Origin of the sequence: Kitasatospora sp. NPDC058190 (assembly GCF_042883685.1) — a bacterium.
GTDB lineage: Bacteria > Actinomycetota > Actinomycetes > Streptomycetales > Streptomycetaceae > Kitasatospora.
On the sequence record NZ_JBHVVI010000119.1, the window covers coordinates 1 to 26,542 of the forward strand.

Genomic DNA, 26,542 nt, shown 5'->3' on the forward strand with positions numbered 1-26,542 from the left:
CGGGGCCGGGGTCTCCCCGTTCACCCCGGTCGCCCCGTTCACCCAGACACGCCAGCGCCCCAGCGGCACCAAGGTCCCTGTGGGGCGGGCGGTCCGGACCGCCCGCACCCGCCGTACCCCGGGCAAACCGTGGGCGAGTCGGGTCCAACCAGCTCAGGTCAGCGCTTCACCGGACCTCCCGCAGCACGCATCGACTTGGTGATCGTCTTCCACTTGTTCAGCCGGGCCTTGGCCACCCGGGCGTCCGAGCGCGAGGCGATCCACTCGTTCTCGCGCTGGAGCTTGAGATAGCTGTCCATCCGGCGCTGCGGCAGCGTGCCGTCGGCCAGCGCCGCCCGGACCGCGCAGCCGGGCTCGGTGTGGTGGTTGCAGTCGTGGAAGCGGCACTCCTCGGCCAGCTCGGCTATGTCGGCGAAGGCCAGGTCCACCCCCTCGCCACCGTAGAGGCCGACCTCGCGCAGCCCGGGAGTGTCGATCAGCACGCCCCCGCCGGGCAGCGCCGTCAGTTCGCGGGTGGTCGTGGTGTGGCGGCCCTTCTGGTCGACCGAGCGGGCCTCCTGGACGGCCATCACCTCGGAGCCGACGAGCGCATTGGTGAGGGTGGACTTGCCGACGCCGGACTGGCCGATCACCACGGTGGTACCCGGGGCGCAGGCGCGGAGCACGTCGATGCCCTCGCCCGTCTCGGCGCTGACCACCAGCACGGTGACACCGGGTGCGACCGCCTCGACGTCGGCGCGGATGAACTCGGCGTCGTCGACCAGGTCGGCCTTGGTGAGGACGACCAGCGGTTCGGCGCCGGACTCCCAGGCCAGAGCGAGGAAGCGCTCGATCCGCCCGAGGTCGGGATCGGCCGCGAGCGAGGCGGCGATCAGGACGGTGTCGACGTTGGCCGCCAGCACCTGGCCGTCGGAGCGCTTGCCGGCCACCTTGCGGATGATCGCGGTGGAGCGCGGCAGCAACGCGACGACGGCGGCCATCGGCTGGGCGTGCAGGTCGGCGGCGGCCCAGTCGCCCGTGCACGGGCAGTTGATCATGTCGGCGTCGCCCACCGGCCGGGTGTCGAGCCGGACGGTGCGCAGCTCGCCCGTCTCCGGGTCGGCCAGGACGGCGTCGCACTGGCCGCGGTCGACCCGGACGATCCTGGCCGGGAGCAGCCCGGCCTCGGCGAGCGGGGCGAAGCGCTCGGCGTGCTCGGTCGTCCAGCCGTAGCGGGACAGCGGGGAGTCCTCGACGGAAGAGGAAGAAGCAGAGGAGAGGGAAGGAGAGTACGACGGAACGGAGGCAGCGTTGAACAACGCAGTGGCCCTTCGGGAGGAGATGGTCCCGGCGGGCTACGGCTGGCGCGGAAGGCTCAGCCTGCGGCCGGGAAAAGGAGGTGAACGCGAGTGCTGCCCAGGGCAGCTATCGGGGCGACAACGACCACGGGGTTCACCTCCTGCTCTCTACTCCTCGGGTGGCCCAACGGCCCCCGAACCGGACGCTGACACGCTAGCGGAACGACCGTGCGCGGCCAACGTATTTTTGACCTGCGGAAATGCGGCCGCGGCGGCCGGAAGGCGCTCGACAACAGCCCGACAGCGGGCAGAGAGCGGTCCGGCAGCGGCCCGACAGCGGGCAGAGAGCGGCGCGAGACGCCAGGCCGGCAGCAAGGGCCGACAGGGACCAAAATTGGCCCCCACTCCGCAGAACTCCCCTACCCGCCGTACCGGTGCTTGAGGTTCGGGTCGTCCAGCCACCAGGGCCGCATGCCGGTCTCCTCCTCCTCCGGCAGCCCCGCCGCCCGGGCCTCCGCGGCCGCCGCCTCGAAGCGGGCGTCCAGCTCGGCGTCCACGGCCTTGATCTCCTCGCGCCCCTGCACCACCATCCGCCGCACCAGCGCGGCCAGGAACGGCAGCCCGACGAGGTCCCCCAGGACCCAGAAGGCGTTGCCGCCCCAGGTCTGGTCCTGCGCCAGGCTCGGCCCCCAGGGCCGCCCGAGCGCCACGTAGTAGTGCTCGGCGACGAGGTGGCCGCCGTAGATCAGCACGATCCCCAGGCCCGCGTCGAAGATCACCTCGGCGAAGGTGATGAACAGCCCGACCAGGTGCGGGTACTCGTGCCCGACCGGGTCGATCTGCAGCCGCGGCCAGAAGTACGCCAGCCCGAGCAGCACCAGCGCCAGGTGCAGCACCACGTTCCCGACCCCGCTGGAGAGCGACCACTCGTACCAGGGCGTGAAGTAGAGCAGCCACGGCGGCGCCATCAGCAGCGCGGTCGAGACCGCCGGGAACATCAGCACCTTGGACGGCCGGCTGCGCAGCGCCCGCAGGACCCGCTCGCGGCGGTGCTCCGGCAAGGACTCGACCAGCAGCGAGATCGGCGCGCCGAGCGCCAGCAGCAGCGGGACGACCATGAGCAGCAGCACGACCTGCACCGCGCGGTCGGTGAAGAGGATCCGCTCGTACACGCCGAGGCCGGAGCAGGTGCACCAGATCCACAGCAGCAGCCCGCCGAGGAAGGCCGCGGTGCGGGTGGGCTGCCAACGCCCGCCGTCCCGGTGGACGGTGCGCACCGCGATCAGGTACCAGCCGCCGAGCAGCACCGAGAGCGCGAGCACCAGCGGTTCGAAGGTCCAGGAGGCGACCAGGTCGGACCACTGCCACGCGGGCGGTCCGCTGTACGCAAGCGCCGCGCCGTCCATCCGTCCACTCACCTCGTCCGCAACCGCCGGAAGGCACCGGGCGGGGGCCGCGGCGCCCGGCCATGATGTCCTCCCCCACGGGGTCCGCCCCGGGCGGGGCCCACCTCTATACCCGCCCCTGAACAAAGCTTTACCAAGACCCGCCAAAGCTTTGCCGAGGCAAAGTTCTCCCCTTCCCGGCCCCGGGACCGCAACCGGCGCCGGACCGCGTTCGTCTGGCAGGATGCACCGTCGGCGATACCGGCCACGTGGGTGACGACAAGGGGACGACAAGAGGTGCGAAGCACTGCACGCGGCGAGGGCCGCCGGCTGGCCGCGCGCCACCGCAACATCGAGCTGGGCCTGCTGGTCCTCGCGGTGGCCGTCTGTCTGGCGGGACACATCGACGCCTCGCTGGCGCTGACCGGCTCGATGCCGAAGGGTCTGCTGGTGCAGAGCCTGCCCCTCGGGGCGCTGGTCGCGGTGGCGCACCTGGCGGTGCGCCGGTTCGCGCCGTACGCGGACCCGCTGATCCTGCCGATCGGGGTGTTCCTGACCGGCTTCGGGCTGATGCTGCTGAACCGGCTGGACTTCAGCTACAAGGCCGCGCACGCGGCCAAGGGCGACTACCAGAAGCTCCCGGCCGCGCCCTCCCAGTTGATGTGGGTGTTCATCTCGGTGGCGGCGGCGATCGCACTGATCGTCTTCGTCAAGCACCACCGCTTCTTCCAGCGGTACGTCTACCTGCTGATGGCGGGCGCGCTGATCCTGCTGACCGCGCCGGTGTTCTCGCCGACCGACAGCTTCGGCGCCAAGCGGTGGATCAAGCTCCCCGGGCTGCCCTCCTTCGAGCCGGACGAGTTCGTGAAGGTCGCGATCACGATCTTCTTCGCCGGCTACCTGATGGCCAACCGGGACGCCCTGGCGCTGGCCGGGCGGAAGGTCTGGGGAATGACCCTGCCGCGCGGCCGGCACGCCGGTCCGGTGCTGGCGATCTGGGCGGTCAGCCTGCTGGTGCTGATCTTCGAGCGCGACCTGGGCACCTCGCTGATCTTCTTCGGCCTCTTCATCGTGATGCTGTACGTGGCGACCGAGCGCACCAGCTGGGTGGTGCTCGGCGTCATCATGGCGGTCGGCGGCGCGACGGTGGTCGGCACCCTGGAACCGCACGTGCACGGGCGTGTCGAGGCCTGGCTGCACCCGATGGACTACTACAAGCCGGTGCACGACCCGGCGATCTCCGAACAGCCCGCCGAGGCACTGTTCAGCCTGGGCACCGGGCACATGACCGGGACCGGCCTGGGCTCGGGCCGGCCCTGGCTGATCGGCTTCGCGGGGCGCAGCGACTTCATCTTCACCACCATCGGCGAGGAGCTGGGCCTGGCCGGGGTGACGGCGGTGCTGCTGGTGTACGTGCTGCTGATCCAGCGCGGGCTGCGCACCGCGATCGGCCTGACCGACCCGTTCGGCAAGCTGCTGGCCACCGGCCTGTCGGCGGCGCTCGCGCTGCAGATCTTCGTGGTCGTCGGCGGCGTGAGCGGGCTGGTCCCGCTGACCGGTAAGGCGCTGCCGTTCCTGGCCGCCGGTGGCTCCTCGCTGCTCGCGAACTGGCTGATGATCGCGCTGCTGATCAAGCTGAGCGACTCCTCGGGCCGCACCGCCATGGAGCCGGCCCCGCCGAGCCCCGAGCCGGTCCTGGCACAGGCCGGCCCGGCCGACCGCTCCGCCGCGCCCGCCCCGACCGCGCCGGGTCCGGACGCAGGTCCGGGCGCGGGCCCCGGTACGGGCCCGGGCGCCGACCCGGCGGCACCGAGCCCGACCCCGGGCGGCCTCGCGGACCCCGGCGCCCCCACCGAGCTGCGCCCCGCGTTCGGCCGCACCCCCGCCACCCCGCAGCCCGGCGGCGCCCAGCCGGACGGCCCCCGGCCCTCGTACGGCTACCCGCCGGTCGCCGACCAGCCCACCCACGGCTATGGCCTGCCCCCGCAGTCCCCGTTCCCCCCGAACCCGGCCGGCACCTGATCACCACCCGGCCGCCACATCCGGCCGGAAAAACGCACAGGGCCTCCTCCGCATCCGCGGGGGAGGCCCTGCCCGTATGTCCCGAAACGCCCGTCACGACCGGCCGCCGCCCGAAACGCCCATCACGACCGGCCGCCGCCCGAAACGCCCGTCACCGCCGGCCGCCGCCCGGAACGCCCGCTACCGCTGCTCCCACGGCGGCCGCGGCGGCCTGGGCGGGTAGCCCGGCGTCGGCCGCTCCGGCGGCGGCCCGGCCGGCCGGTCGCTGTCCGGCGGCGGCGGGGCGGGCCGGTGGTGCGGCCCGCCGCGGGAGGTGAGGCGGCCGCGCACGTTGTCGGCGGCCAGTATGTCGGCCCACCGCTCGGGGTACTCGGCGGGCACGTCGACGTCGTCGACCTCCTCCTCGCCCCACTCCTCCTCGACGCCCTCGGCCAGGCCCAGTTCGCGGGCCCGCCGGGCCCGTTCGACGGCCCGTCGGGCGGCGACCTCGCGGACCACGGCGGCGGCGGCCTCCTCGTGGGCGCGCTCGTTCTCAGCGCGGGCGTCGGCGGTCTCCAGGGTGGGCCAGCGACGGTCTATGGCGGCGTTCATGGCGGCGCCGATGAGCACCGCGAGGGCCACCACGAAGATCCACAGCAGTACGGCCACCGGCGCGGCCAGCGAGCCGTACACCGAGGGGCCCTCGACCGAGCTGACCAGGTAGAGGCGCAGGCCGACGCTGCAGAAGACCAGCACCACCAGGGCGACCAGGGCGCCGGGGATGTCCTCGCGCCAGGGCGTGGAGACCGGTACGGCCAGGTGGTAGAGGGTGGTGAGGGAGACGATCAGCAGCAGGATCGCGAACGGCCAGTAGGCGGCGCCGACCAGCCCCGCGATGCCGGGCACGGCGTTCTCGACCAGTCCGGGCCCGGCCATCATCAGGGGCAGCACCAGCGAACCGATCACCAGGGCGCCGAGGTAGAGGCCGAGCGACATCAGGCGGGTCTTGACGATGCCGCGCTTGCCGTCCAGCCCGTACATGACGGTGATGGTGTCGATGAAGATGTAGAGCGCCCGGGATCCGGACCACAGCGACAGCAGGAAGCCGATCGAGATGAGGTCGGGCCGGGTGTGGTCGAAGACCTGGCTGAGCAGCGGTTTGACGACCTGGTTGACCGAGGAGTCCGACAGCACCGTCCCGGAGGCCGAGACGATGTCGTGCTTGAGCCGGTCGATGGTGCCCGCGCCGAGGAACTCGTCGAGGTAGCCGAGGGTGGCGGCCAGGCCGAGCAGCAGCGGTGGGATCGACAGCAGGGTGAAGAAGGCCGCCTCCGCGGCGAGGCCGGTGACCCGGTACTCGACGCAGGTGTTGGTGGTGTCCCTGACCAGCTCCCACGCGGTGCGGCGCCAGGCGGCCTGTTTGGCCGCGCGCCGGGAGCCCTTGCCCCGGCGCCGGGAGGGCCGCTCGGGATTCGGTCTGCTCGTATCGCCTGCTGCTTGCACAGGGCTAACGGTATCGGGCCCCGACAGCTGCGGTTGATCTCCCCGGGGGTACGGGCGCGTGACCGGACACCGGGCGGGGAGCGGCGGGAACCGTACGGCGTCCCGGATTCTGAAACTCCAGCGTCCAGCATTCGGATGTTAGTGGACCGCGAGTCCCGTGCCGTGCGAATCTCTTGCCATGTCTAGCGCCGGAACCACCCTGGTAGGTCGACTCCACGTCGATCTCCTTCGCGTGTCCAGCGCCATCTGTCCGGTGATCTGAGCCCACCCCGCCGCACCACCGCACCCGGCGCCGACCTCACGCCATCCCCCGCAGCAGCGGATGCGCAGGCGCCCGCCCGGCCCGGTCACTGCTCTCCCGGTCCTGAGAAACCCGCAGGTCACAGCAGCACCGCAGCGTCGAGCACGCCCAGCGACCCACCCGGCTCCAGCACCACCTGCCCCGAAGGACTTCACCATGGCCACCTCCCCCGAGACCGCCGAGCCCACGGCCGACCGCACCGCCGCGCGCCGACCCGCCGCGGCTCGCAAGGTGACCCGCCACCGCGGCGAGGGCCAGTGGGGCATGGGCCACTTCACCCCTCTGAACGCCAACGAGCAGTTCAAGAAGGACGACGACGGTCTCAATGTGCGGACACGTATTGAGACGATCTACGCGCACCGGGGCTTCGACTCGATCGACCCCGCCGACCTGCGCGGCCGGATGCGCTGGTGGGGCCTCTACACCCAGCGCAAGGAGGGCATCGACGGCGGCAAGACCGCAATCCTGGACCCGCACGAGCTGGACGCCGAGTACTTCATGCTCCGGGTGCGCATCGACGGCGGCCGGCTGACCGTCCCCCAGCTGCGGGCCGTCGCCGAGGTCTCCGAGCAGTACGCCCGGGGCACCGCCGACCTGACCGACCGCCAGAACATCCAGTACCACTGGATCCGGATCGAGGACGTCCCGGCGATCTGGCGGAAGCTGGAGGCCGTCGGCCTGTCCACCACCGAGGCCTGCGGCGACACCCCGCGCGTCATCCTCGGCTCCCCGGTGGCCGGCGTCGCCCAGGACGAGATCATCGACGGCACCCCGGCCATCGAGGAGATCAACCGCCGCTTCATCGGCAACAAGGAATTCTCCAACCTGCCGCGCAAGTTCAAGAGCGCGATCTCCGGCTCCCCGCTGCTGGACGTCGCGCACGAGATCAACGACGTCGCCTTCGTCGGGGTGGTCCACCCCGAGCACGGGCCCGGCTTCGACCTGTGGGTCGGCGGCGGCCTGTCCACCAACCCGCGCCTGGGCGTGCGCCTGGGCGCCTGGGTCCCGCTGGAGCAGGTGCCGGATGTCTTCGGCGGCGTGATCGGCATCTTCCGCGACTACGGCTACCGGCGCCTGCGCAACCGCGCCCGGCTGAAGTTCCTGGTCGCCGACTGGGGCGCGGAGAAGTTCCGTCAGGTGCTGGAGGACGAGTACCTGAAGCACAAGCTGGTCGACGGCCCCGCGCCCGTCGAGCCCGCCGCCCGCTGGCGCGACCACGTCGGCGTCCACCGACAGAAGGACGGCCGGTTCTACATCGGCTTCGCCCCGCGCGTCGGCCGGGTCGACGGCAAGCTGCTCGGCCGGATCGCCGACCTCGCCGCCGACCACGGCAGCGACCGGGTGCGCACCACCGCCGAGCAGAAGATGCTGATCCTCGACATCGCCGAGGAGCACGTCGAGTCGGTCGTGGCCGGCCTGGAGGCGCTCGACCTGCGGGTCACCCCCTCGCCGTTCCGCCGCGGCACCATGGCCTGCACCGGCATCGAGTACTGCAAGCTCGCCATCGTCGAGACCAAGGAGCGCGGCCGCACCCTGATCGACGAACTGGAGCAGCGCCTGCCGGAGTTCGCCGAGCCGCTGACCATCAACATCAACGGCTGCCCGAACGCCTGCGCCCGCATCCAGGTCGCCGACATCGGCCTCAAGGGCCAGCTGGTCACCGACGAGGACGGCAACCAGGTCGAGGGCTACCAGGTGCACCTGGGCGGCGCGCTCGGGCTGGAGGCCGGCTTCGGCCGCAAGGTCCGCGGCCTCAAGGTCACCAGCGCCGGCCTGCCCGACTACGTCGAGCGCCTGCTGACCCGCTACCAGGCCGACCGCGCCGAGGGCGAGCGCTTCGCCCAGTGGGCGGCCCGGGCCACCGAGGAGCAGCTGTCGTGAGCGAGCGAACCATCCAGAGGTGCGTGTTCCACGAAGTGACCGCCGAGCGAAGCGAGGTGGGCGCATGAGCGAGAGAGCGGCTCCGTTCTTCTGCCCCTACTGCGGGGACGAGGACCTGCGCCCGTCCGAGGCCGGGCACGGTGCCTGGGAGTGCCACGGTTGCCGCCGTGCCTTCCAGTTGAAGTTCCTCGGCCTGCTGTCACCGACCAACGGGGGTGCGTCCCATGAGCGGCACGACGACTGACTACGAGGAGATCGCCGTCCGCGCCGGCCGCGAGCTGGAGGAGGCCACGCCGCAGGAGATCCTGCGCTGGGCCGCCGACACCTTCGGCAAGCGGTTCTGCGTCACCTCCTCGATGGAGGACGCGGTGGTCGCCCACCTCGCCTCCTCGGTGTTCCCCGGCGTGGACGTGGTGTTCCTGGACACCGGCTACCACTTCGCGGAGACCATCGGCACCCGCGACGCGGTGGCCGCGACCATGCCGGTCAACGTCATCACGCTCACGCCGCTGAAGACCGTCGCCGAGCAGGACGCCGAGCACGGGCCGAACCTGCACGACCGCGACCCGGACCTGTGCTGCTCGCTGCGCAAGGTCGAGCCGCTCAACCGCGGTCTCGGCGCGTACGACGCCTGGGCCACCGGGCTGCGCCGCGACGAGTCGCCGACCCGTGCCGACACCCCGGTGGTGGCATGGGACCCCAAGCGCCGCAAGGTCAAGATCGCCCCGATCGCCCGGTGGACGCAGGAGGACGTGGACGCCTACGTCGCCGCCAACGGCGTGCTGCTCAACCCGCTGCTGTGGGAGGGCTACACCTCGATCGGCTGCTCGCCGCTGTCCTGCACCCGCAAGCCCGCCGAGGGCGAGGACGCCCGGGCCGGCCGCTGGTCCGGCTCCGGCAAGACCGAGTGCGGCATCCACCTCTGATCATCCGCCTCTGATCACCCGTCAATTCTCGCGTAAGGAAGACACCGTGACAGCTCACGCCCTGAGTCGCCGCGGCTCCGCCGAGGGCACGGCGGCGGCCCGCGCGGCCGCCCCCTGCGAGCGCGGCGCCACCGTGTGGCTGACCGGGCTGCCGAGCGCCGGCAAGACCACGCTGGCCTTCGCGCTGGCCGAGCGGCTGCGCGCCGAGGGCCACCGGGTCGAGGTCCTGGACGGCGACGAGATCCGCGAGTTCCTCTCCAAGGGCCTCGGCTTCTCCCGCGAGGACCGGCACACCAACGTCACCCGGATCGGCTTCGTCGCCGAGAAGCTCGCCGCCAACGGCGTCAAGGTGCTCGCGCCGGTGATCGCCCCGTTCGCCGACTCCCGCGCCGCCGTACGCGAGCGGCACGCCGCGGCCGGCACCGAGTTCCTGGAGATCCACGTCGCCACCCCGGTCGAGCTGTGCGCCGAACGCGACGTCAAGGGCCTGTACGCCAAGCAGGCGGCCGGCGAGATCGCGGGTCTCACCGGCGTGGACGACCCGTACGAGGCCCCGGAGAACCCGGAGCTTCGCATCCAGACGCAGGGCCGCGCGGTCACCGAGTCCGCCGCCGAGCTGCACGCCTTCCTGACCGAGAGGGGACTCGCATGACCACCGCGACCCAGAGCCTGGTTCAGGCCGACGACACCCCCTTCGCGCTGTCCCACCTGGACGCGCTGGAGGCCGAGTCGGTGCACATCTTCCGCGAGGTCGCGGGGGAGTTCGAGCGCCCGGTGATCCTGTTCTCCGGCGGCAAGGACTCCATCGTCATGCTGCACCTGGCGCTCAAGGCCTTCCACCCGGCACCGGTGCCCTTCTCCCTGCTGCACGTCGACACCGGGCACAACTTCCCCGAGGTCATCGCCTACCGCGACCGCGTCGTCGCGCAGCACAACCTGCGCCTGCACGTCGCCCACGTCCAGGACTTCATCGACCGCGGCGTGCTGCGCGAGCGCCCGGACGGCACCCGCAACCCGCTGCAGACCGTGCCGCTGCTCGACGCGATCGAGAAGAACCGTTTCGACGCGGTGTTCGGCGGCGGCCGCCGGGACGAGGAGAAGGCCCGCGCCAAGGAGCGCGTCTTCTCGCTGCGCGACGAGTTCGGCGCCTGGGACCCGCGCCGCCAGCGCCCCGAGCTGTGGTCGCTGTACAACGGCCGGCACGCGGTCGGCGAGCACGTGCGGGTCTTCCCGCTGTCCAACTGGACCGAGCTGGACGTCTGGCAGTACATCGAGCGCGAGGGCATCGAGCTGCCGGAGATCTACTACGCGCACGAGCGGGACGTCTTCGCCCGGGGCGGCATGTGGCTGACCGCCGGCGAGTGGGGCGGCCCCAAGGACAGCGAGCCCGTCGAGCGGCGGCTGATCCGCTACCGCACCGTCGGCGACATGTCCTGCACCGGCGCCGTCGACTCCGACGCCACCACCATCGAGGCCGTGATCGCCGAGATCGCCGCCTCGCGCCTCACCGAACGGGGTGCGACGCGAGCCGACGACAAGCTGTCCGAGGCCGCGATGGAAGACCGCAAGCGCGAGGGGTACTTCTAACCATGACCAGCACCACCCGGGAAGCCACCGCCACGTCGCTGCTGCGCTTCGCCACCGCCGGCTCCGTCGACGACGGCAAGTCCACCCTCGTCGGCCGACTGCTGCACGACTCCAAGTCGGTGCTCGCCGACCAGCTGGAGGCCGTCGAACGCGTCTCCCTGGGCCGCGGCCAGGAGGCGCCCGACCTGGCGCTGCTCACCGACGGCCTGCGGGCCGAGCGCGAGCAGGGCATCACCATCGACGTCGCCTACCGCTACTTCGCCACCCCCCGGCGGCGGTTCATCCTCGCCGACACCCCCGGACACGTGCAGTACACCCGCAACATGGTGACCGGCGCCTCCACCGCCGAGCTCGCCGTCGTGCTGGTCGACGCCCGCAACGGCGTGGTCGAGCAGACCCGCCGGCACGCCGCCGTCGCCGCGCTGCTGCGGGTGCCGCACGTCGTCCTGGCCGTCAACAAGATGGACCTGGTCGACTACGCGGAGCCCGTCTTCGCCGCCATCGCCGAGGAGTTCACCGCCTATGCCGCCTCGCTCGGCGTCAAGGACGTCCTCGCCGTCCCGATCTCCGCCCTCGCCGGGGACAACGTCGTCGAGCCGTCCGCCCACATGGACTGGTACGGCGGCCCGACCCTGCTGGAGCACCTGGAGACCGTCCCGGTCGGCAGCGACCCCAGCCAGGAGAGCGCCCGCTTCCCGGTCCAGTACGTGATCCGGCCGCAGACCGAGGAGCACCCCGACTACCGCGGCTACGCGGGCCAGCTGGCCTCCGGCGTGCTGCGCGTCGGCGACCGCGTCACGGTGCTGCCCTCCGGCCAGACCAGCACGGTCGCCGGGATCGACGCGCTCGGCCGCCGGAGCGACATCGCCTGGGCGCCCCAGTCGGTCACCGTCCGGCTCACCGACGACCTCGACATCTCCCGCGGCGACCTGATCGCCGCCGGGGCGGCCCCCGCCCCCACCCAGGACATCGAGGCCACCGTCAGCCACCTCAACGAGCGGCCGCTGCGCGCCGGGGACAAGGTGCTGCTCAAGCACACCACCCGCACGGTGCGCGCGCTGGTCAAGGAGATCTCCTACCGGATCGACATCACTGCGCCGATCAGCGAAGGGGGTCTCGAACGACGCTCCGGCGCCGAGGGGTTGAACGTCAACGACATCGGCCACGTGCGGCTGCGCACCGCCGAGCCGCTGGCCCTCGACACCTACGCCGACAACCGCCGCACCGGCTCGTTCCTGCTGATCGACCCGGCCGACGGCACCACCCTCACCGCCGGGATGGCGGGCGAGGCCTTCGAGACCGTACGCACCAACGACGCACCCGACGAGGAGGACTGGGTCTGATGCCCAGCGAGGCGTTCTCGGGCATGGACAAGGAAGGCGGCCGCATCGGCAGCGGCGCCCTCGGCAGCGGCCAGGGCGGCTTGACCCGATGTGTGGGCCGACAGGGCTGAGAACGCCCTGTCACCGGGCCGCTCCCCCACGGCCGCCCGGCTTGCCCGGCACACCCGTTGCCGCACAAGCGCCACCTTCCAACCGTCCGCCCGGGACCGCCTCCTGACGGTCCGTCCGCGAACAGGACTCACCACCATGGCACCGAGCCAGGCACCCTCCCCTACCTTCACCCGCCCCAACGCCGGTCGGATCAGACGCACCGCCGCGGCCGCCGTCGCCGGCCTGACCGCCGTGGCCCTGCTGTCGGCCTGCGGCTACGGCTCCAAGGCGGACGACAAGGCCGACACCGCCGCGACCGTCGGCGACTCCGCCTCGGGCGGCTCCGGCGCGAAGCTCTCCGCGGACACCGTGAAGATCGGCTACTTCGCCAACCTGACCCACGGCACCGCGCTGGTCGGCCTCCAGGAGGGCCTGTTCCAGAAGGAGTTGGGCGCCACCCAGATCAAGACCCAGGTCTTCAACGCGGGCCCGTCCGAGATCGAGGCGCTCAACGCCGGCTCCATCGACATCGGCTGGATCGGCCCCTCCCCCGCGATCAACGGCTACACCAAGTCCGACGGCAAGTCGCTGAAGATCATCGGCGGTTCGGCCTCCGGCGGGGTCAAGCTCGTGGTCAACCCCGCCAAGATCTCCTCGCTGGACGACCTCAAGGGCAAGAAGATCGCCACCCCGCAGCTGGGCAACACCCAGGACGTGGCACTGCTCAACTACCTCGCGGGCAAGGGCTACAAGGAGGACGCGGCGTCCGGCGCCGGCGACGTCTCGGTGGTGCGCACCGACAACAAGGTCACCCCCGACGCGTACAAGTCGGGCTCCATCGACGGCGCCTGGGTGCCCGAGCCCACCGCCTCCAAGCTGGTCACGCTCGGCGCGAAGGCCCTGCTCGACGAGAAGGACCTCTGGCCGGACAAGAAGTTCGTGATCACCAACATCATCGTCTCGCAGAAGTTCCTCAAGGAGCACCCGGACGTGGTGGAGGCCGTGCTGCGCGGCTCGGTGAAGACCAACGCCTTCATCGCGGCCAGCCCCTACAAGGCCAAGGCCGACGCCAACGAGGCCATCAAGAAGGAGACCGGCACCGCGCTGGAGCCGGCCGTCCTCGACCCGGCCTGGGCCGGCATCGACTTCCTGGACGACCCGCTGGCGAACACCCTGCAGGCCGAGGCCGACCACGCCGTGACCGCCGGGCTCCTCAAGAAGCCGAACCTGAACGGCATCTACGACCTCACCCTGCTGAACAAGGTCCTCGCGGCCCAGGGCCAGGCCCCCGTGGCGGACGCCGGACTCGGCGCCAAGTAGCGCCCGCCGTACGGCAGTTCACCCCCGAACCCGCGGTCCGGTCCCCGCCCGTCCGGTCGATCCCCGATCGATGCCCACCGGGACGGGCGGGGCCGGACCCCGGCCCCGGCCCCGCAGCCCCAGCCAGACCACTCACGCAGAAGGTGCCCGCATGAGCGAGCGCAGCGAGCGAATCATCAAAAGGCGCGCGTGGGCGAATGCCCCCGCCGAGCGAAGCGAGGAGGGCGCATGAGCCCGGCACTGACCACCGAGGCCAACACTCCCGTCGCCGACGCCCCCGGCGGCGCGCCCGCCGTCCGGATCTCGCACGTGCACAAGTCCTTCGGCCGCCCGGGCGCGCAGACCCACGTCCTGGACGACATCACCCTCGACGTCGCACCCGGCGAGTTCGTCACCCTGCTCGGCGCCTCCGGCTGCGGCAAGTCCACCCTGCTCAACCTGGTCGCCGGCCTGGACAAGCCCAGCCGCGGCACCATCGAGGTGCCCGGCGGCCGCCCCGCCCTGATGTTCCAGGAGCACGCGCTGTTCCCCTGGCTCACCGCCGGCAGGAACATCGAACTCGCCCTCAAGCTGGCCGGCGTCCCCCGCCCCGAACGCCGCACCGAGGCCGAGCGCCTGCTCGAACTCGTCCGCCTGAAGGGCTCCTACGGCAAGCGGGTGCACGAGCTGTCCGGCGGCATGCGCCAGCGCGTGGCGATGGCCCGCGCCCTCGCCCAGGGCAGCAAGGTCCTGCTGATGGACGAGCCGTTCGCGGCCCTCGACGCCATCACCCGGGACGTGCTGCACGACGAGATCACCCGGATCTGGGCCGAACGCCGGCTGTCCGTCCTGTTCGTCACCCACAACGTGCGCGAGGCGGTGCGCCTGGCCGAGCGCGTGGTGCTGCTCTCCTCCCGTCCGGGCCGGGTCGCCCGCGAGTGGCGGATCGACCTGCCGCAGCCGCGCCGCATCGAGTCCGCGGGCGTGGCCGACCTGTCCATCGAGATCACCGAAGAACTGCGTGGGGAGATCCGTCGCCATGTCCAGCACTGACACCGCCCTCCCCCGCCCCGACAGCGACACCGCCGACGTCGGCGCCGGGCTCGACGCCCTCGACTCCGTCTCCGCGCAGCGCAGTTCACTCGGCGAGGTGCTGCGCACCAAGGCACTGCCGCCACTGATCGGCGTGCTGGTGGTGCTCGCGCTCTGGCAGGGCGCGTACAGCCTGCACCTCACCTCCTCGTACAAGCTGCCCAGCCCCGCGGACGTGTGGCACTCCCTGCAGGACCTCTGGTACCAGGGCACGCTGTTCTCGATCATCTGGACCAGCGTCTGGCGCGGCCTGTCCGGCTTCCTGCTCGCCGTCGTCATCGGCACCCCGATCGGCCTGGTGGTCGCCCGGGTCAAGCCGGTGCGCACCGCGATCGGCCCGGTCCTGCAGGGCCTGCAGTCGCTGCCCTCGGTCGCCTGGGTGCCCGCGGCGGTCATCTGGCTCGGCATCAACGACTCCATGATGTACGCGGTGATCCTGCTCGGCGCCGTCCCCTCCATCGCCAACGGCCTGGTCGCCGGCATCGACCAGGTACCGCCGCTGTTCCTGCGCGCCGGACGCACCATCGGCGCCACCGGCCTGACCGGCGCCCGGCACGTGCTGATCCCCGCCGCGCTGCCCGGCTACCTGGCCGGCCTCAAGCAGGGCTGGGCGTTCTCCTGGCGCTCGCTGATGGCCGCCGAGCTGGTCGCCTCCTCCCCCGACCTCGGCCGGGGCCTCGGCCGGTTCCTGGAGGACCAGCGCGAGTTCTCCGACATGTCCGGCGTCCTGCTCGGCATCATCCTCATCCTGTTCGTCGGCATCGCCATCGAGCTGCTGGTGTTCACCCCGATCGAGCGCCGGGTGCTGCGCAACCGCGGCCTGCTGGCCGCCGCCAAGTGAGGCCCCGCTGATGCCCGCCCTGCTCCTCATCGCCCACGGCAGCCGCGACCCGCGCCACGCCGCGACCGTCGCCGCCCTGGTACGGCAGGTGCGGGCGCAGCGGCCCGGCCTGGAGGTCGCCACCGCCTACCTGGACCACTGCGCCCCGCGGATCCCCCAGGTCGTCGGCCGGCTCGACGGCGCGGTGGCCGTCCCGCTGCTGCTCAACCGGGCCTTCCACGCCAAGCACGACATCCCCGCCGCCCTGCGGGCCGCCGGCGCCGCGCTGCCGGTGGCCGACGTGCTGGGCCCCTCGCCCCTGCTGCTGACCGCCCTGGACCGCCGCCTCGCCGAGGCCGGGCTCGACGTCCACTCGGCCGTGGTCCGCGCCCGTACGGGCGTGGTGCTGGCCGCCGCGGGCTCCTCCGACCCGGCCGCCGACGCCGCCACCCGCGCCGTCGCCGCCGAGTGGCGCCGCACCCGCGGCTGGGCCGCCGTCGAGGTCGCCTACGCCTCGGCCTCCGGCCCGCGCGTCCCCGACGCCCTCGCCGCTCTGCGCGCCGCCGGTGCCGCGCATACCGCGGTCGCCCCCTACCTGGTGGCCCCGGGCCTGCTGCCCGACCGCATCGCGGAGGCCGCGAGCGGGGCGGACACCGTGGCCGACACCCTCGGCCCCGCCCCGGAGCTGGCCGCCCTGCTGCTGGAGCGCTACGACGAGGCCCGCCGGGCGGCGGTGGCCGTCCCGGCGCTCACGGCCTGAGCCTCGGGTCAATTCACCCGCAGTCCATGATGCTGTGCTCGCTGAGGTCGGCGGCGTAACGCGCCACAGTGCGATAGTCCGCATCGTCGTGGAGGACCGTGAGTCCGTGGTGGGCAGCCGTCGCCGCGATCACGAGGTCGACCGCCGAAGCACCGCGGTGCTGTCCGGCGAGTGCCATCCGCCGTTGCACCGTGTCGATCCAGCGTCCTGCATTCTTCGGCACCGAGACATCCGGGTAGAGCTCGGCGAACATCTCGGAGATCTCGTCGTACTCCCGGCCGTCCCGCGCGCTGTAGAGGAACTCGGCGCGCTGCGGGTAGCACGACGCGATCGACCCTGCGTCGATCGCGTCGTACCAGGCGTTCTGGAGCTTCGGCTCGCGCAGCACTCGAACCAGGGCGGAGGTGTCGAGGAGATAGATCACCGAGCATCCTTCTCGGCCAGGTGCAGCCGCTCGGCGTGCTCAACCGCTCCCCAGCCCCGGGCACGCTCGAAATGCCTGCTGATGCGAGCCGCGCGTTCCTGCTGTTCCGCGTAGAAGCGCAGCGCGAGGTTGACGGCATCCTTCTTGGTTCGCACTCCGGCAAGGGCCATCGCGCGCTCCAGCGCCTCTTCGTCGATGTCGATCTGCGTCACGGACACCCGGCACCTCCGATCGATGTTGGTGATGTACATAGCATCGTATCTCACCAACATCGACCGACGGAGTGGCTTCAGGCCGGTCGCACCCGCCGCAGAACGAAGGTGTCCGTCGGGTGGCCGGCGTTGGCTTCGGTGAGGCCTCCGGAGAGCTGGTAGAGGGCGCCGGCGGGGCCGGTGGTGACGGCGGTGGGGGTGGGGTCGGTGGAGGGGTGGACGGCGGTGAGGCGGGCGGTGCGCCAGTGGTCGTCGGAGCGCAGCTCCACCTCGGCGTCGCGGCCGGCGCCGTAGAAGAGGTTGGTGACACCGGCGAGGGTGCCGTCCGGGCGGGCGAAGATGCCGTCGAGGTGCAGCAGGGCCCCGCCGTCGGCGACCTCGACGCGGCGCAGGGCGGCCGGGTCCCCCAGCGGGACCTGCCACAGGGTGCCGTCGTCCCACTTCCCGAGGATGAGCCGGCCGCCCTGGTAGGCGATGCCGTTGAGGCCGTAGGAGCCGGCGGGGGCGGTGAGGCGGTCGTCGCGCAGCAGGACGGAGCCGGTGCCGTCGGGGTCGACCTGGTAGACGTACGGGGCGAAGGAGTCGGTGACGTAGGCGGTGCCGGCGGGGTCGACGGCGATGTCGTTGGCCAGGTGGGCGCCGCCGTCGGCGGCGACGGCGGCGAGGTCGGTGTAGAAGAGGCGGCGGCCGGTGTCCAGGTCGTAGGCGGCGATGCCGGCGACGCGGCCGAGGGTGGCGGGGCTGGTGCGTTCGCCGATGCCGTTGTCGAGGTTGGTGACCAGGATGCGGCGGTGGGCCTGGTCGATCCGCAGGCCGGCGATCTCTATCAGGGTGTCGGGGTCGTCGATCAGGGTGCGGACGCTGCCGTCGACGGCGACGGCGGAGACGGTGCCGTGGCGCAGCGAGCCGACCAGGAAGCGGTGGTGGGCCGCGTCCCAGACGGCGGTCTCGGGCACCAGGGTGGGCGCGTGGCCTGCGATCACGGCCGGGGCCGGACGGTGGGCGGCCGCGGCGGCGGGCAGCGTGCCGGCGGTGCCGAGCAGGGTGGCGGCCGCGAGGGCGACCAACGCCCGGCGGACAGTACGGTTCTGGCGGTTCATCACGAGTCCCTTGCGCATGCGGTGCGTTGTCGTGATCAAGCTTCGCTCGGGCGCCGGGGGCGCAGCAGTGCGTGGGGATACTGGTAGTTCGACCACCAGGAAGGACGGGGGACATGAACGAGGTGGAGGAGCGTCGCGCGGAGCTGTCGAGCTTCCTGCGTACCCGGCGGGCCCGGCTGACGCCGCAGGACGTGGGGCTGGCGCCGGGGGTCCGGCGGCGCACGCCGGGGCTGCGGCGGGAGGAGTTGGCACTGCTGGCCGGGGTGGGGGTGACCTGGTACACGTGGCTGGAGCAGGGGCGGGACATCCACCCGTCGCCGGAGGTGCTGGCGAGTCTGGCGCGGACGCTGCGGCTGGACCGGGCGGAGACGGCGTACCTGTTCCGGCTGGCGAGCAGTCATCCGCTGGACGGCGAGGTGACGGCGGCCGCCGAGGTCCCGGTGGCGCTGCTGCGGCTGATGCACGCCCAGTGGCCGTCGCCGGCCTGGGTGATGGACGCCAACTGGGACGTGCGGGCCTGGAATCCGGGTGCGGACGCGCTGTTCGGGTTGTCCGGGCGGCCGCCGCAGGAGTGCAACCTGGCGTGGGTGGTGTTCGGCAACGCGGTGCACCGGCGCCGGGTGGAGCACTGGGAGGAGCACGCCCGCCGTTTCCTGGCGCAGTTGCGCTCGGCGTACGCGGAGCGGGGCGGGGAGGCGACGGCGGTGGGCCGCCGGCTGGGCCGGATGATCCAGCATGTGCGCGGCGAGCATCCGGAGGCGGACCGCTGGCTGGACGAGCACCAGGTCGCGGAGCGTTCGGGTGCGGAGAAGGTGGTGCGCCACGAGGAGTTGGGCGAGCTGCGGATCGACCAGCACGTGCTGCTGGCCGCGGAGGGGCTGCAGTTGATCGTGATGGCGCCGCGTGACGCGGAGACGGCGGAGCGGTTGCGCCGGCTGGCGCCCGTCGCGAGTGCCGAGCCCGCCTCGACGGCCTGACGGCGGACGGCGGACGGCCTGACGGCGCCGGGCCCGGAAAACGGCCGGGGCCCCTCACCTGAGGGGCCCCGCAACCGTCTGTCGTTCTCGTCCCGCAGCCGTCAGTCGGCCTTGCGCCGCTGGCGCCCGGTCCCGTAGTTGGAGCCGGACTTGGAGCCGGTGCCGGGCTTGGCGCGGCCCGAGGAGCGTCCGATGAAGCCGGCGGCCTGGGGCCGCTCGCCCTGGCCGGCCGCGCCGAAGCGCTGCTTGGGGCGCGGGCGGCGGGGGTTGCCGTTCATGTCGACGTCGGCGGGAAGCCCGGAGCGCTTGGCGGGGCGGCGGCGCGGGGTGGCGGCCTTGCCGTCGGCGGGCTTCTCGACGGCCGGGGCGGCCGCGGCGGCGGGGACGAGCACGGCGACCGGGACGCCACTGGGCGTGCGGGCACCGGTGATCCGGGCCAGGTCGGCGTCGCCGGGGCGGACCTTGGTGACGGTGGGGCGGATCCCGGCGACCGTCATCAGCCGGTTGACCTCGCGGCGCTGCTCGGGCAGCACCAGGGTGACGACGGTGCCGGACTCGCCGGCCCGGGCGGTGCGGCCGCCGCGGTGCAGGTAGTCCTTGTGGTCGATCGGCGGGTCGACGTTGACGACCAGGTCGAGGCCGTCGATGTGGATGCCGCGGGCGGCGACGTTGGTGGCGATCAGCGCGGTGACGTCGCCGTCGCGGAACTGGTCGAGGACCCGGTTGCGCTGCGGCTGGGACTTGCCGCCGTGCAGGGCGGCGGCCTGGACGCCGGTGGCGCGCAGCTGCTTGGCGAGCCGGTCGGCGCCGTGCTTGGTGTGCACGAACATGATCACGCGCCCGTCGCGGGAGGCGATGTGGGCGGTGGTGGAGGCCTTGTCGGCGGGGTCGAGCTGCAGGACGTGGTGGTCCATGGTGGTGACCGCGCCGGCCGAGGGGTCGACCGAGTGGGTGACCGGGTCGTTCAGGAAGCGCTTGACCAGCCGGTCGACGTTGCGGTCCAGGGTGGCGGAGAAGAGCATCCGCTGCCCGTTCTCGGCGACCTGCTCCAGCAGCTTGCTGACCTGCGGCAGGAAGCCCATGTCGGCCATCTGGTCGGCCTCGTCGAGGACGGTGATCGCGACGTCGGAGAGGCTGACGTCGCCGCGCCCGATCAGGTCGTCCAGTCGGCCGGGGGTGGCGACCAGGACCTCGGTGCCGCGGCGCACCGCGTTGGCCTGCCGGCTGATCCCCATGCCGCCGACGACGGTGGTGATCCGCAGGTTGACGGCGGTGGCGTAGGGGGTGAGCGCCTCGGTGACCTGCTGGGCGAGCTCGCGGGTGGGCACCAGGACGAGCGCCAGCGGGTGCCGGGCGTCGGCGCGGCGGCCGGCGGTGCGGGCGAGCAGCGGCAGGCCGAAGGCGAGGGTCTTGCCGGAGCCGGTGCGGCCGCGGCCGAGGACGTCGCGGCCGGCGATCGAGTCGGGCAGGGTGGCGCCCTGGATCGGGAACGGCTCGGTGACGCCTTCGCGGGTGAGGGCGCTGAGGATCGCCTTGGGCAGGTCGAGTTCGGCGAAGGTGGCCGCCGGGGGCCGGGCCGGGGTGCCCTCGACGACGGTGAAGTCGACGGGCTCGGCGGCGGTGGTGCGGCCGGCCTTGGGAGTGCCGGTCTTGGGGGCGCCGGCGCGGCTGCGCGGCTTGCGGGGGCGCTCGGCGCTCTCCCCGCCGCGGCGCGGGCGGTCGGTGCGGCGGCCCTGGTCGGCCGGGCGGTGCTGGTCGTTGTCGCGGGCGCCGCGGTCGCGGGGCGGGCGGGCAGGGGTGGTCACGGAGTCTCCGTCCGTCGGTCGGCAGTCCGCGGTCGCGGGCTGGTCGGCCGTCGGAATGGAGTGCGCCGCCCCGGCCGTTCGGCGGCATGAACGAGGGCCCGCACCGTCGAGCGGTGCGGGCCCCCGCTTCACGAGATCAGATGATCGCGCGTCAGCGTGGTGGCTGACGTCAGCCGATGATCTGGATGTTCTCGCCCTGCGGGCCCTTCTGGCCCTGGGTGACGTCGAACTCGACGCGCTGACCCTCGACGAGCTCACGGAAGCCCTGGGCCTGGATGTTCGAGTAGTGGGCGAACACGTCCGGGCCGCCGCCGTCCTGCTCGATGAAGCCGAAGCCCTTTTCGCTGTTGAACCACTTCACGGTGCCGGTAGCCATAACCGTCTCCTCATATTGGGGCATCAGGGATTCACACCTCGTGAATCCCCAAGTAGCCGCGATCCCCATCCGGAGACTGAAACACCGGACAAAACAAATGCGCCTGTTGGTTGGGACCAGCAGGCGCACACAAGCGTTCATGGGAACCAAAACTGCAACTGCTTCGACTGTAGCACGGCCGCACCCCGATTGACCGGGGAGTTTTCTGCCCGGAAGATCACGTTTGCCGTCCCGGGAAAGCGGGGAGCGGCGCCCCGCCTAAGCGGGGCACCGCCTGTGGTTCAGCCCGTGATCAGGCCGTGACCGAGCGCTCGGTTCAGTGCCGGCCGGCCGGCTCCGGCACGCCGTGGGCGTCGGACAGCGGGGCCGGGCCCTCGCCGTGGCCGTGCCCCTTGGCGTCACCGTGGCCGGGCCACCAGGCGCGGTGGCCGAGCAGGGCGGTGAGCGCCGGTGTGAAGAACATCGCCATCACGAAGGCCGCGATGATGATGCCGATGGCGATCGAGAAGCCCATCTCGCTCATCATCGTGTTGCCGGCCAGCAGCATGGTGCCGAAGGTCGCGGCCAGGATGAAGCCGGCCGCGGCCACCGTCGGGCCGCCGTGGCGGATCGCCTGGCTGGCCGCCTCGCGGGGGTCGCGGCCCTCGCGGGCCTCCTCGCGCAGTCGGGCGATCATCAGGATGTTGTAGTCGGTGCCGAGCGCGACCACGAACAGGTAGATCAGGATCGGCAGCATGAACATCAGACCGGCCTCGCCCTTGATGTTCTGGAACACCAGGGTGGTGGCACCGAGGGTGGCGCCGAAGCCGAGGCCGACCGAGGCCATCAGGTACCACGGGGCGACCACGCTGCGCAGCAGCAGGCCGAGGATGATCATGATCAGCACCGCGGCGATCGGGAAGACCAGGCTGTAGTCGTGGACCATCGCCGTGTTGATGTCCTTGTACACGGAGGAGGTGCCGGAGACGTAGGCCTTGGTGCCGGCGGGCGCCTCGCTGTGGGCGACCTTGCGGACCTCGCCGACGGTGTCGATGGCCTTGTTGCTGGACGCCTCGTCCTTCAGGACGACGGTGACGTCGACGGTGAGACCGTCCTTGCTGATGCCGCGCTCCGGGTTCGGCATGGCGGCGCCGGCCACACCGTCGACCTTGCCGAGGTCGTTCACGTAGCCCTGGAGGGCGGCCAGGTCGATCTTGTTGCCGTTCTCGCTGGTGACGAGGACGTGGGTGGGGTCGGCGGCGCCGGCCGAGTAGGCCTTGATCATCGTGTCCTGGACGACCATCGACTCCTTGTCCTTCGGCATGGAGCTGCCGGCCATGTCGAAGGTGCCCTTGTAGCCGAGGGCGGCGAGCGCGAGGCCGACCATCACCAGGCCGGAGACCAGGGCGGCGACGGCCGGGCGGCGGCCCACGCCGCGGCCGATGGCGGCGAAGCGGGCGTTCGAGGGCTCGCGCTGCCAGGCCTTGGAGGGCCAGAACAGGACCTTCTCGGGGATCAGGCACAGGATCGCGGGCACCAGGGTGACCGAGGCGATCGCGGTGACGGCGACGGCGATGGCCAGCGCCGGGCCGAGCGCCTTGAACATGCCGAGGCTGGACAGCACGAGCACGGCGAAGGCGACCACGACGGCGCCGGCGGCGGAGGTGATGGCCTCGCCGACCCGGCCGACCGCGTTGGCCACGGCCTCCTTGCGGTTGTCCCCGGCCCGCAGCCGCTCGCGGTAACGGAACATCAGGAACAGGAAGTAGTCGGTGCCGACGCCGTAGAGCACGACGGTCAGGATCTGCGACATCGAGCTGTCGGCCTTGAGGCCGAACCAGTCGCTCGCGAAGCCGATCAGACCGGTGGCGACCAGCGAGTAGATGACCACCGAGATCACCGGCAGCAGCGCGATGATCGGGCTGCGGAAGATGATCCCGAGCGTGAGCAGGATGATCACGACGGTGCCGAGGCCGATCAGCATGCCGGCCGTCTTGCTGGAGTCCTTCTGGTCCAGCGCGGTCGCGGCCGGACCGCCGACCTGGTACTTCAGGTTGGTGCCGGCGGCGAGCTCCTTGCCGTCGTCACGCAGCTTCTTGGCCGCGTCGGTGTACTCGTCCGACTGCATCTTGGTCTTGTCGATGGCGACCAGCGCCATCGCGTACTTGTGGTCCTTGGAGTACGAGCCCGTCTTCTCGGAGACCGGGAGGACCTGCTCGACCAGCGGGATCTTCTTGTCGGCCAGGCCCTGGGTGACCTTGTCCATGGCGGCCTGGTCGTTCGCGTCCAGCTGACCGCCGTCGGTGCGCTCGAAGAGCAGCAGCGCGGAGGGCGACTTGTCGGACGGGAAGGCCTTCTGCTGCAGGTCCATCGCCTGGATGGACTCGTAGTGCTTCGGCAGGAAGGACGACTCGTCGGTGTTGGCGGTGAGTGTGGGAGCGGACCCGATGATCGCGACCGCGGCGATCAGCCACGCACCGATCACCCACCAGGCTCGACGGACGACAACGTGTCCTAGTCGGTGGAACATGCTCGAATGCCTCCTGGGCATGGTTCACCGCAGCCCTTGGGGGACGGGACGCTGGGCGACGGCAGGACCGGTGCCGCGAGCGCGCGAGGCGCTTCGCTTGCCGGTCGGCAGGTAAGTGGGACTGGGCGTCATCCTACGAGTACGTGCTTGCCGCCCGGCAAGGAGCCCCCGTGATCCAACCCCCGTACGGGGCCGCCCCGAACCGGCCCCGACCCAGTCTCTCCCGACCTCACCCCGGTTGACCTCGTGCTCCGGGTGGAGACATCTCCCCCTCAGGGTGGAGCCCACCCCCTACCTCCGAGGAGGAGGCGTCAGGGTCGCGGGGGTAGGGAAAACCCCACCCCGCCCCCGAGGCGGGCCCCAGGGCGCACTCACCCGCCAGCCGGATTACCGCCCAACCACCGCTTCCCTACTGTCAGTTGCGACGCCGGAGCGGTATCCGGCGGGCACCTTCTCCGGCGGTCGAGGCGATCGGGCCGCCGCCGCTCACCTCGGCGTCGACCGCCGCTCTCCCAGGGGGATCCCGTGAAGACCAGAATCGGCACTGCTGCCGCGATGGGCGCCTGGAGCGCCCGACACAGAAAGACCGCCGTCTTCGGCTGGCTGCTCTTCGTCGTCCTGGCCGCCGTGCTCGGTGGCATGCACGGCAGCACCGAGGTGACCGAGTCCGAGTCGATGCCCGGCCAGGTCTCCCGCGCCGCGAAGATCCTCGACCAGGCCGGACTGAAGAGCCCCGCCGGCGAGACCGTCCTGGTCCAGAGCGCCACCCGCGGCGCCGACGACCCGGACTTCAAGGCCGTCGTCTCCCAGGTGGTCACCGCCGTCGACGGCACCGGCAAGGCCGCCGAGGTCCGCTCCCCGTACGACACCAAGGCGGTCTCCCGGGACGGCCACTCCGTGCTCGTCCTGCTCACCCTCAAAGGCGACCAGGAGCAGGCGGTCAACGACGTCCAGTCCGTCATGGACGCGGTCGCCGGGGTGCAGCGGCAGCACCCGGACCTCACCGTGGTCGAACTGGGCGACGCCAGCTCCGGCAAGTGGATCCAGGACCAGTTCAAGAACGACTTCTCCCGCGCCGAGTGGACGGCCGTACCGCTGGCACTCGGCATCCTGCTGATCGCCTTCGGCGCGCTGGTCGCCGCCGTGCTGCCGGTGGTCCTCGCGCTGACCGCCTTCGTCGCGGCCGGCGGGCTGGTCGCGCTCAGCAGCGGCCTGCTGCACACCAGCAACGACGCCAGCTCGGTGATGCTGCTCGTCGGACTCGCCGTCGGCGTCGACTACTGCCTCTTCTACCTCCGCCGCGAGCGCGAGGAGCGGGCCGCCGGACGCGACGCGGCCACCGCGCTGACCGTCGCCGCCGCCACCAGCGGCCGGGCCGTCCTGGTCTCCGGCGTCACCGTGGTGGTCGCCATGGCCGGCATGTTCCTCACCGGGATCGCCGACTTCCGGGCGATGGCCTACGCCACCATCGTGGTCGTGATCACCGCCGTGCTCGGCTCGCTCACCGTGCTGCCGGCGCTGCTGTCCATGCTCGGCGACCGGGTCGAGAAGGGCCGGGTGCCCCTCCTCGCCAGGCTCCGCCGCCCCGACGCCGTCCGCACCGGCGGGCGGTTCTGGAACGCGGTGCTCACCCCGGTGCTGGGCCGCCCGCTGGCCTCCACCGTGCTCGCCGGAGCCGTGCTGCTGGGCCTGGCCGCGCCGCTGCTCACCATGCACACCGCCAATCTGACCTTCCAGCAGCAGCTGCCCGCGGGCAACGAGCTGGTCGCCGCCTCGCAGAAGATCGAGGCCGCCTTCCCCGGCAGCCCCGCCCCCGCCACCGTGGTGATCAAGGCCGCCGACATCTCCTCCCCCGCGATGACGGCCGCGATCGCCGACCTGCGGAACCGGGCCCTGGCCAGCGGACGGATGCACGGCCCGGTCGAGGTCACGGTGCACGCCGACAAGAACATCGCCACCGTCGACATCCCCCTGGACGGCACCGGCAACGACGCCGTCAGCAACGCCGCGCTGAAGACCCTGCGCGAGGACCTGGTGCCCGCGACCGTCCTCAAGGTGCCCGGCACCGAGGCCCCGGTCACCGGCCGCACCGCCGGCTCCTACGACTTCAACGCCAAGATGACCGGCTCGATGCCGCTGGTCTTCGGCTTCGTGGTCGCCTTCGCCTTCCTGCTGATGCTCACCTCCTTCCGCTCGCTGGCCGTCGCCCTCACCGCCGTGGTGCTCAACCTGCTCTCGGTGGGCGCCGCGTACGGTGTGCTGACCCTGGTCTTCCAGCACGGCGTGGGCGCCTCGCTGCTGGGCACCGCCGGGGTCGGCGCGGTGGAGTCCTGGGTGCCGCTGTTCCTCTTCGTGATCCTCTTCGGGCTCTCGATGGACTACCACGTCTTCGTGGTCTCCCGGATCAAGGAGGGCCGTGACCGCGGCCTGCCGACCCGGGCCGCGATCGCCCACGGCATCCGCTCCACGGCCGGGGTGGTGACCAGCGCCGCGGTGATCATGGTGGCGGTGTTCGCGGTCTTCGGCACCCTGTCCATGCAGGCGATGAAGCAGATGGGCGTGGGCCTGGCGGTCGCGGTGCTGATCGACGCCACGGTGATCCGCGCGGTGCTGCTGCCCTCGGTGATGAGCCTGCTCGGCGAGCGCAACTGGTACCTGCCGCGCTGGCTGGCCTGGCTGCCGGACCTCTCGCACGGCGAGTCCTTCCCGCCGGTCGGCGCCGGCCGCGCCCTGCAGGAGCAGCCGGCCGCGCCCGCGGACGGCCCCCGGCACCGCCGGGTCGAAGCCTGAGGCCGCATGCGCGCCGTGACCTGGCGGGGGTCGAGGACAGACGTTAGGCTGGGGGGGGGGGGGGGGGGGGTGTTGGGGGTGGGC

At 72.2% G+C, this 26,542-nt stretch carries 23 protein-coding genes; 14 read left to right on the forward strand and 9 right to left on the reverse strand.

The window, feature by feature from the left end:
• Window positions 1-158 precede the first annotated feature (158 nt).
• Together rsgA and ACFVWU_RS36550 are read right to left on the reverse strand one after the other, a co-directional pair.
• On the reverse strand, window positions 159-1,298 hold the full coding sequence (rsgA, locus tag ACFVWU_RS36545) for a ribosome small subunit-dependent GTPase A (RefSeq protein WP_387628986.1): 1,140 nt from the start codon (window positions 1,296-1,298) through the stop codon (window positions 159-161).
• A gap of 398 nt (window positions 1,299-1,696) precedes the next feature.
• On the reverse strand, window positions 1,697-2,683 hold the full coding sequence (locus ACFVWU_RS36550; protein WP_387628988.1) for a cytochrome c oxidase assembly protein: 987 nt from the start codon (window positions 2,681-2,683) through the stop codon (window positions 1,697-1,699).
• Between the two features lie 276 nt (window positions 2,684-2,959).
• Between ACFVWU_RS36550 and ACFVWU_RS36555 the strand changes: the two genes are divergently transcribed.
• Window positions 2,960-4,684: an FtsW/RodA/SpoVE family cell cycle protein gene (locus ACFVWU_RS36555; RefSeq protein ID WP_387628989.1), complete on the forward strand. Its 1,725-nt coding sequence runs from the start codon at window positions 2,960-2,962 to the stop codon at window positions 4,682-4,684.
• 180 nt (window positions 4,685-4,864) lie between these two features.
• On the opposite strand, the gene ACFVWU_RS36560 is transcribed toward ACFVWU_RS36555, so the two are convergent.
• Window positions 4,865-6,166 carry a YihY/virulence factor BrkB family protein gene (locus ACFVWU_RS36560; RefSeq protein WP_387628992.1) on the reverse strand — a complete coding sequence of 434 codons (1,302 nt, stop codon included), beginning with the start codon at window positions 6,164-6,166 and terminating at the stop codon, window positions 4,865-4,867.
• Between the two features lie 178 nt (window positions 6,167-6,344).
• Between ACFVWU_RS36560 and ACFVWU_RS36565 the strand changes: the two genes are divergently transcribed.
• The 11 genes from ACFVWU_RS36565 (at window position 6,345) to ACFVWU_RS36615 (ending at window position 16,265) form a co-directional block, all read left to right on the forward strand.
• Window positions 6,345-6,428, forward strand: a complete 84-nt coding sequence (locus ACFVWU_RS36565) for a putative leader peptide (RefSeq protein ID WP_317621159.1) — start codon at window positions 6,345-6,347, stop codon at window positions 6,426-6,428.
• A gap of 195 nt (window positions 6,429-6,623) precedes the next feature.
• Window positions 6,624-8,348 carry a nitrite/sulfite reductase gene (locus ACFVWU_RS36570; protein ID WP_387628993.1) on the forward strand — a complete coding sequence of 575 codons (1,725 nt, stop codon included), beginning with the start codon at window positions 6,624-6,626 and terminating at the stop codon, window positions 8,346-8,348.
• 64 nt (window positions 8,349-8,412) lie between these two features.
• Entirely contained in the window at window positions 8,413-8,592 is a 180-nt protein-coding gene (locus tag ACFVWU_RS36575; protein WP_387628996.1) for a hypothetical protein, read from the forward strand.
• Window positions 8,573-9,274 (forward strand): phosphoadenylyl-sulfate reductase, encoded by a 702-nt coding sequence (locus tag ACFVWU_RS36580; RefSeq protein ID WP_387628997.1) that lies wholly within the window; start codon window positions 8,573-8,575, stop codon window positions 9,272-9,274. The genes ACFVWU_RS36575 and ACFVWU_RS36580 overlap by 20 nt, the downstream gene beginning before the upstream one ends.
• A 61-nt stretch (window positions 9,275-9,335) precedes the next feature.
• The gene (gene cysC, locus ACFVWU_RS36585) at window positions 9,336-9,926 is read left to right on the forward strand and encodes an adenylyl-sulfate kinase (protein WP_387629029.1); all 591 of its coding nucleotides are present in this window, start codon (window positions 9,336-9,338) and stop codon (window positions 9,924-9,926) included.
• A complete protein-coding gene (cysD, locus tag ACFVWU_RS36590; RefSeq protein ID WP_387628998.1) occupies window positions 9,923-10,861 on the forward strand; it encodes a sulfate adenylyltransferase subunit CysD in 939 nt (312 codons plus the stop codon). The genes cysC and cysD overlap by 4 nt, the downstream gene beginning before the upstream one ends.
• A gap of 2 nt (window positions 10,862-10,863) precedes the next feature.
• The gene (locus ACFVWU_RS36595; RefSeq protein WP_387629001.1) at window positions 10,864-12,204 is read left to right on the forward strand and encodes a sulfate adenylyltransferase subunit 1; all 1,341 of its coding nucleotides are present in this window, start codon (window positions 10,864-10,866) and stop codon (window positions 12,202-12,204) included.
• Between the two features lie 246 nt (window positions 12,205-12,450).
• A complete protein-coding gene (locus ACFVWU_RS36600) occupies window positions 12,451-13,614 on the forward strand; it encodes an aliphatic sulfonate ABC transporter substrate-binding protein (protein WP_387629004.1) in 1,164 nt (387 codons plus the stop codon).
• 228 nt (window positions 13,615-13,842) lie between these two features.
• The gene (locus ACFVWU_RS36605) at window positions 13,843-14,646 is read left to right on the forward strand and encodes an ABC transporter ATP-binding protein (protein WP_387629006.1); all 804 of its coding nucleotides are present in this window, start codon (window positions 13,843-13,845) and stop codon (window positions 14,644-14,646) included.
• Window positions 14,633-15,526, forward strand: a complete 894-nt coding sequence (locus tag ACFVWU_RS36610) for an ABC transporter permease (RefSeq protein WP_387629009.1) — start codon at window positions 14,633-14,635, stop codon at window positions 15,524-15,526. Before ACFVWU_RS36605 ends, ACFVWU_RS36610 begins: the two co-directional genes overlap by 14 nt.
• A 10-nt stretch (window positions 15,527-15,536) precedes the next feature.
• Window positions 15,537-16,265, forward strand: coding sequence for a sirohydrochlorin chelatase (locus ACFVWU_RS36615; protein WP_387629012.1), 729 nt, complete (start codon window positions 15,537-15,539; stop codon window positions 16,263-16,265).
• A 13-nt stretch (window positions 16,266-16,278) separates the two neighbouring features.
• Here the strand turns inward: ACFVWU_RS36615 and ACFVWU_RS36620 are convergent, their stop codons facing one another.
• From ACFVWU_RS36620 to ACFVWU_RS36630, 3 genes are all read right to left on the reverse strand, one after another.
• Window positions 16,279-16,689 carry a PIN domain-containing protein gene (locus ACFVWU_RS36620; RefSeq protein ID WP_387629015.1) on the reverse strand — a complete coding sequence of 137 codons (411 nt, stop codon included), beginning with the start codon at window positions 16,687-16,689 and terminating at the stop codon, window positions 16,279-16,281.
• The gene (locus ACFVWU_RS36625) at window positions 16,686-16,907 is read right to left on the reverse strand and encodes a type II toxin-antitoxin system VapB family antitoxin (protein WP_387629032.1); all 222 of its coding nucleotides are present in this window, start codon (window positions 16,905-16,907) and stop codon (window positions 16,686-16,688) included. Before ACFVWU_RS36625 ends, ACFVWU_RS36620 begins: the two co-directional genes overlap by 4 nt.
• A gap of 71 nt (window positions 16,908-16,978) precedes the next feature.
• Complete coding sequence (locus tag ACFVWU_RS36630) at window positions 16,979-18,019, reverse strand: hypothetical protein (protein ID WP_387629017.1); 1,041 nt, start codon at window positions 18,017-18,019, stop codon at window positions 16,979-16,981.
• A 95-nt stretch (window positions 18,020-18,114) separates the two neighbouring features.
• Between ACFVWU_RS36630 and ACFVWU_RS36635 the strand changes: the two genes are divergently transcribed.
• On the forward strand, window positions 18,115-18,978 hold the full coding sequence (locus ACFVWU_RS36635; RefSeq protein ID WP_387629020.1) for a helix-turn-helix transcriptional regulator: 864 nt from the start codon (window positions 18,115-18,117) through the stop codon (window positions 18,976-18,978).
• A gap of 101 nt (window positions 18,979-19,079) precedes the next feature.
• On the opposite strand, the gene ACFVWU_RS36640 is transcribed toward ACFVWU_RS36635, so the two are convergent.
• The 3 genes from ACFVWU_RS36640 to ACFVWU_RS36650 all read right to left on the reverse strand — a co-directional run bounded on the left by ACFVWU_RS36640 (window position 19,080) and on the right by ACFVWU_RS36650 (window position 23,668).
• Window positions 19,080-20,783, reverse strand: coding sequence for a DEAD/DEAH box helicase (locus ACFVWU_RS36640; RefSeq protein ID WP_387629023.1), 1,704 nt, complete (start codon window positions 20,781-20,783; stop codon window positions 19,080-19,082).
• 169 nt (window positions 20,784-20,952) lie between these two features.
• Window positions 20,953-21,159 (reverse strand): cold-shock protein, encoded by a 207-nt coding sequence (locus ACFVWU_RS36645; RefSeq protein WP_380614299.1) that lies wholly within the window; start codon window positions 21,157-21,159, stop codon window positions 20,953-20,955.
• 316 nt (window positions 21,160-21,475) lie between these two features.
• On the reverse strand, window positions 21,476-23,668 hold the full coding sequence (locus tag ACFVWU_RS36650) for an MMPL family transporter (protein WP_387629026.1): 2,193 nt from the start codon (window positions 23,666-23,668) through the stop codon (window positions 21,476-21,478).
• A gap of 555 nt (window positions 23,669-24,223) precedes the next feature.
• Here ACFVWU_RS36650 and ACFVWU_RS36655 point away from each other — a divergent pair.
• Window positions 24,224-26,458, forward strand: coding sequence for an MMPL family transporter (locus ACFVWU_RS36655; protein WP_387629034.1), 2,235 nt, complete (start codon window positions 24,224-24,226; stop codon window positions 26,456-26,458).
• Window positions 26,459-26,542: the final 84 nt, after the last annotated feature.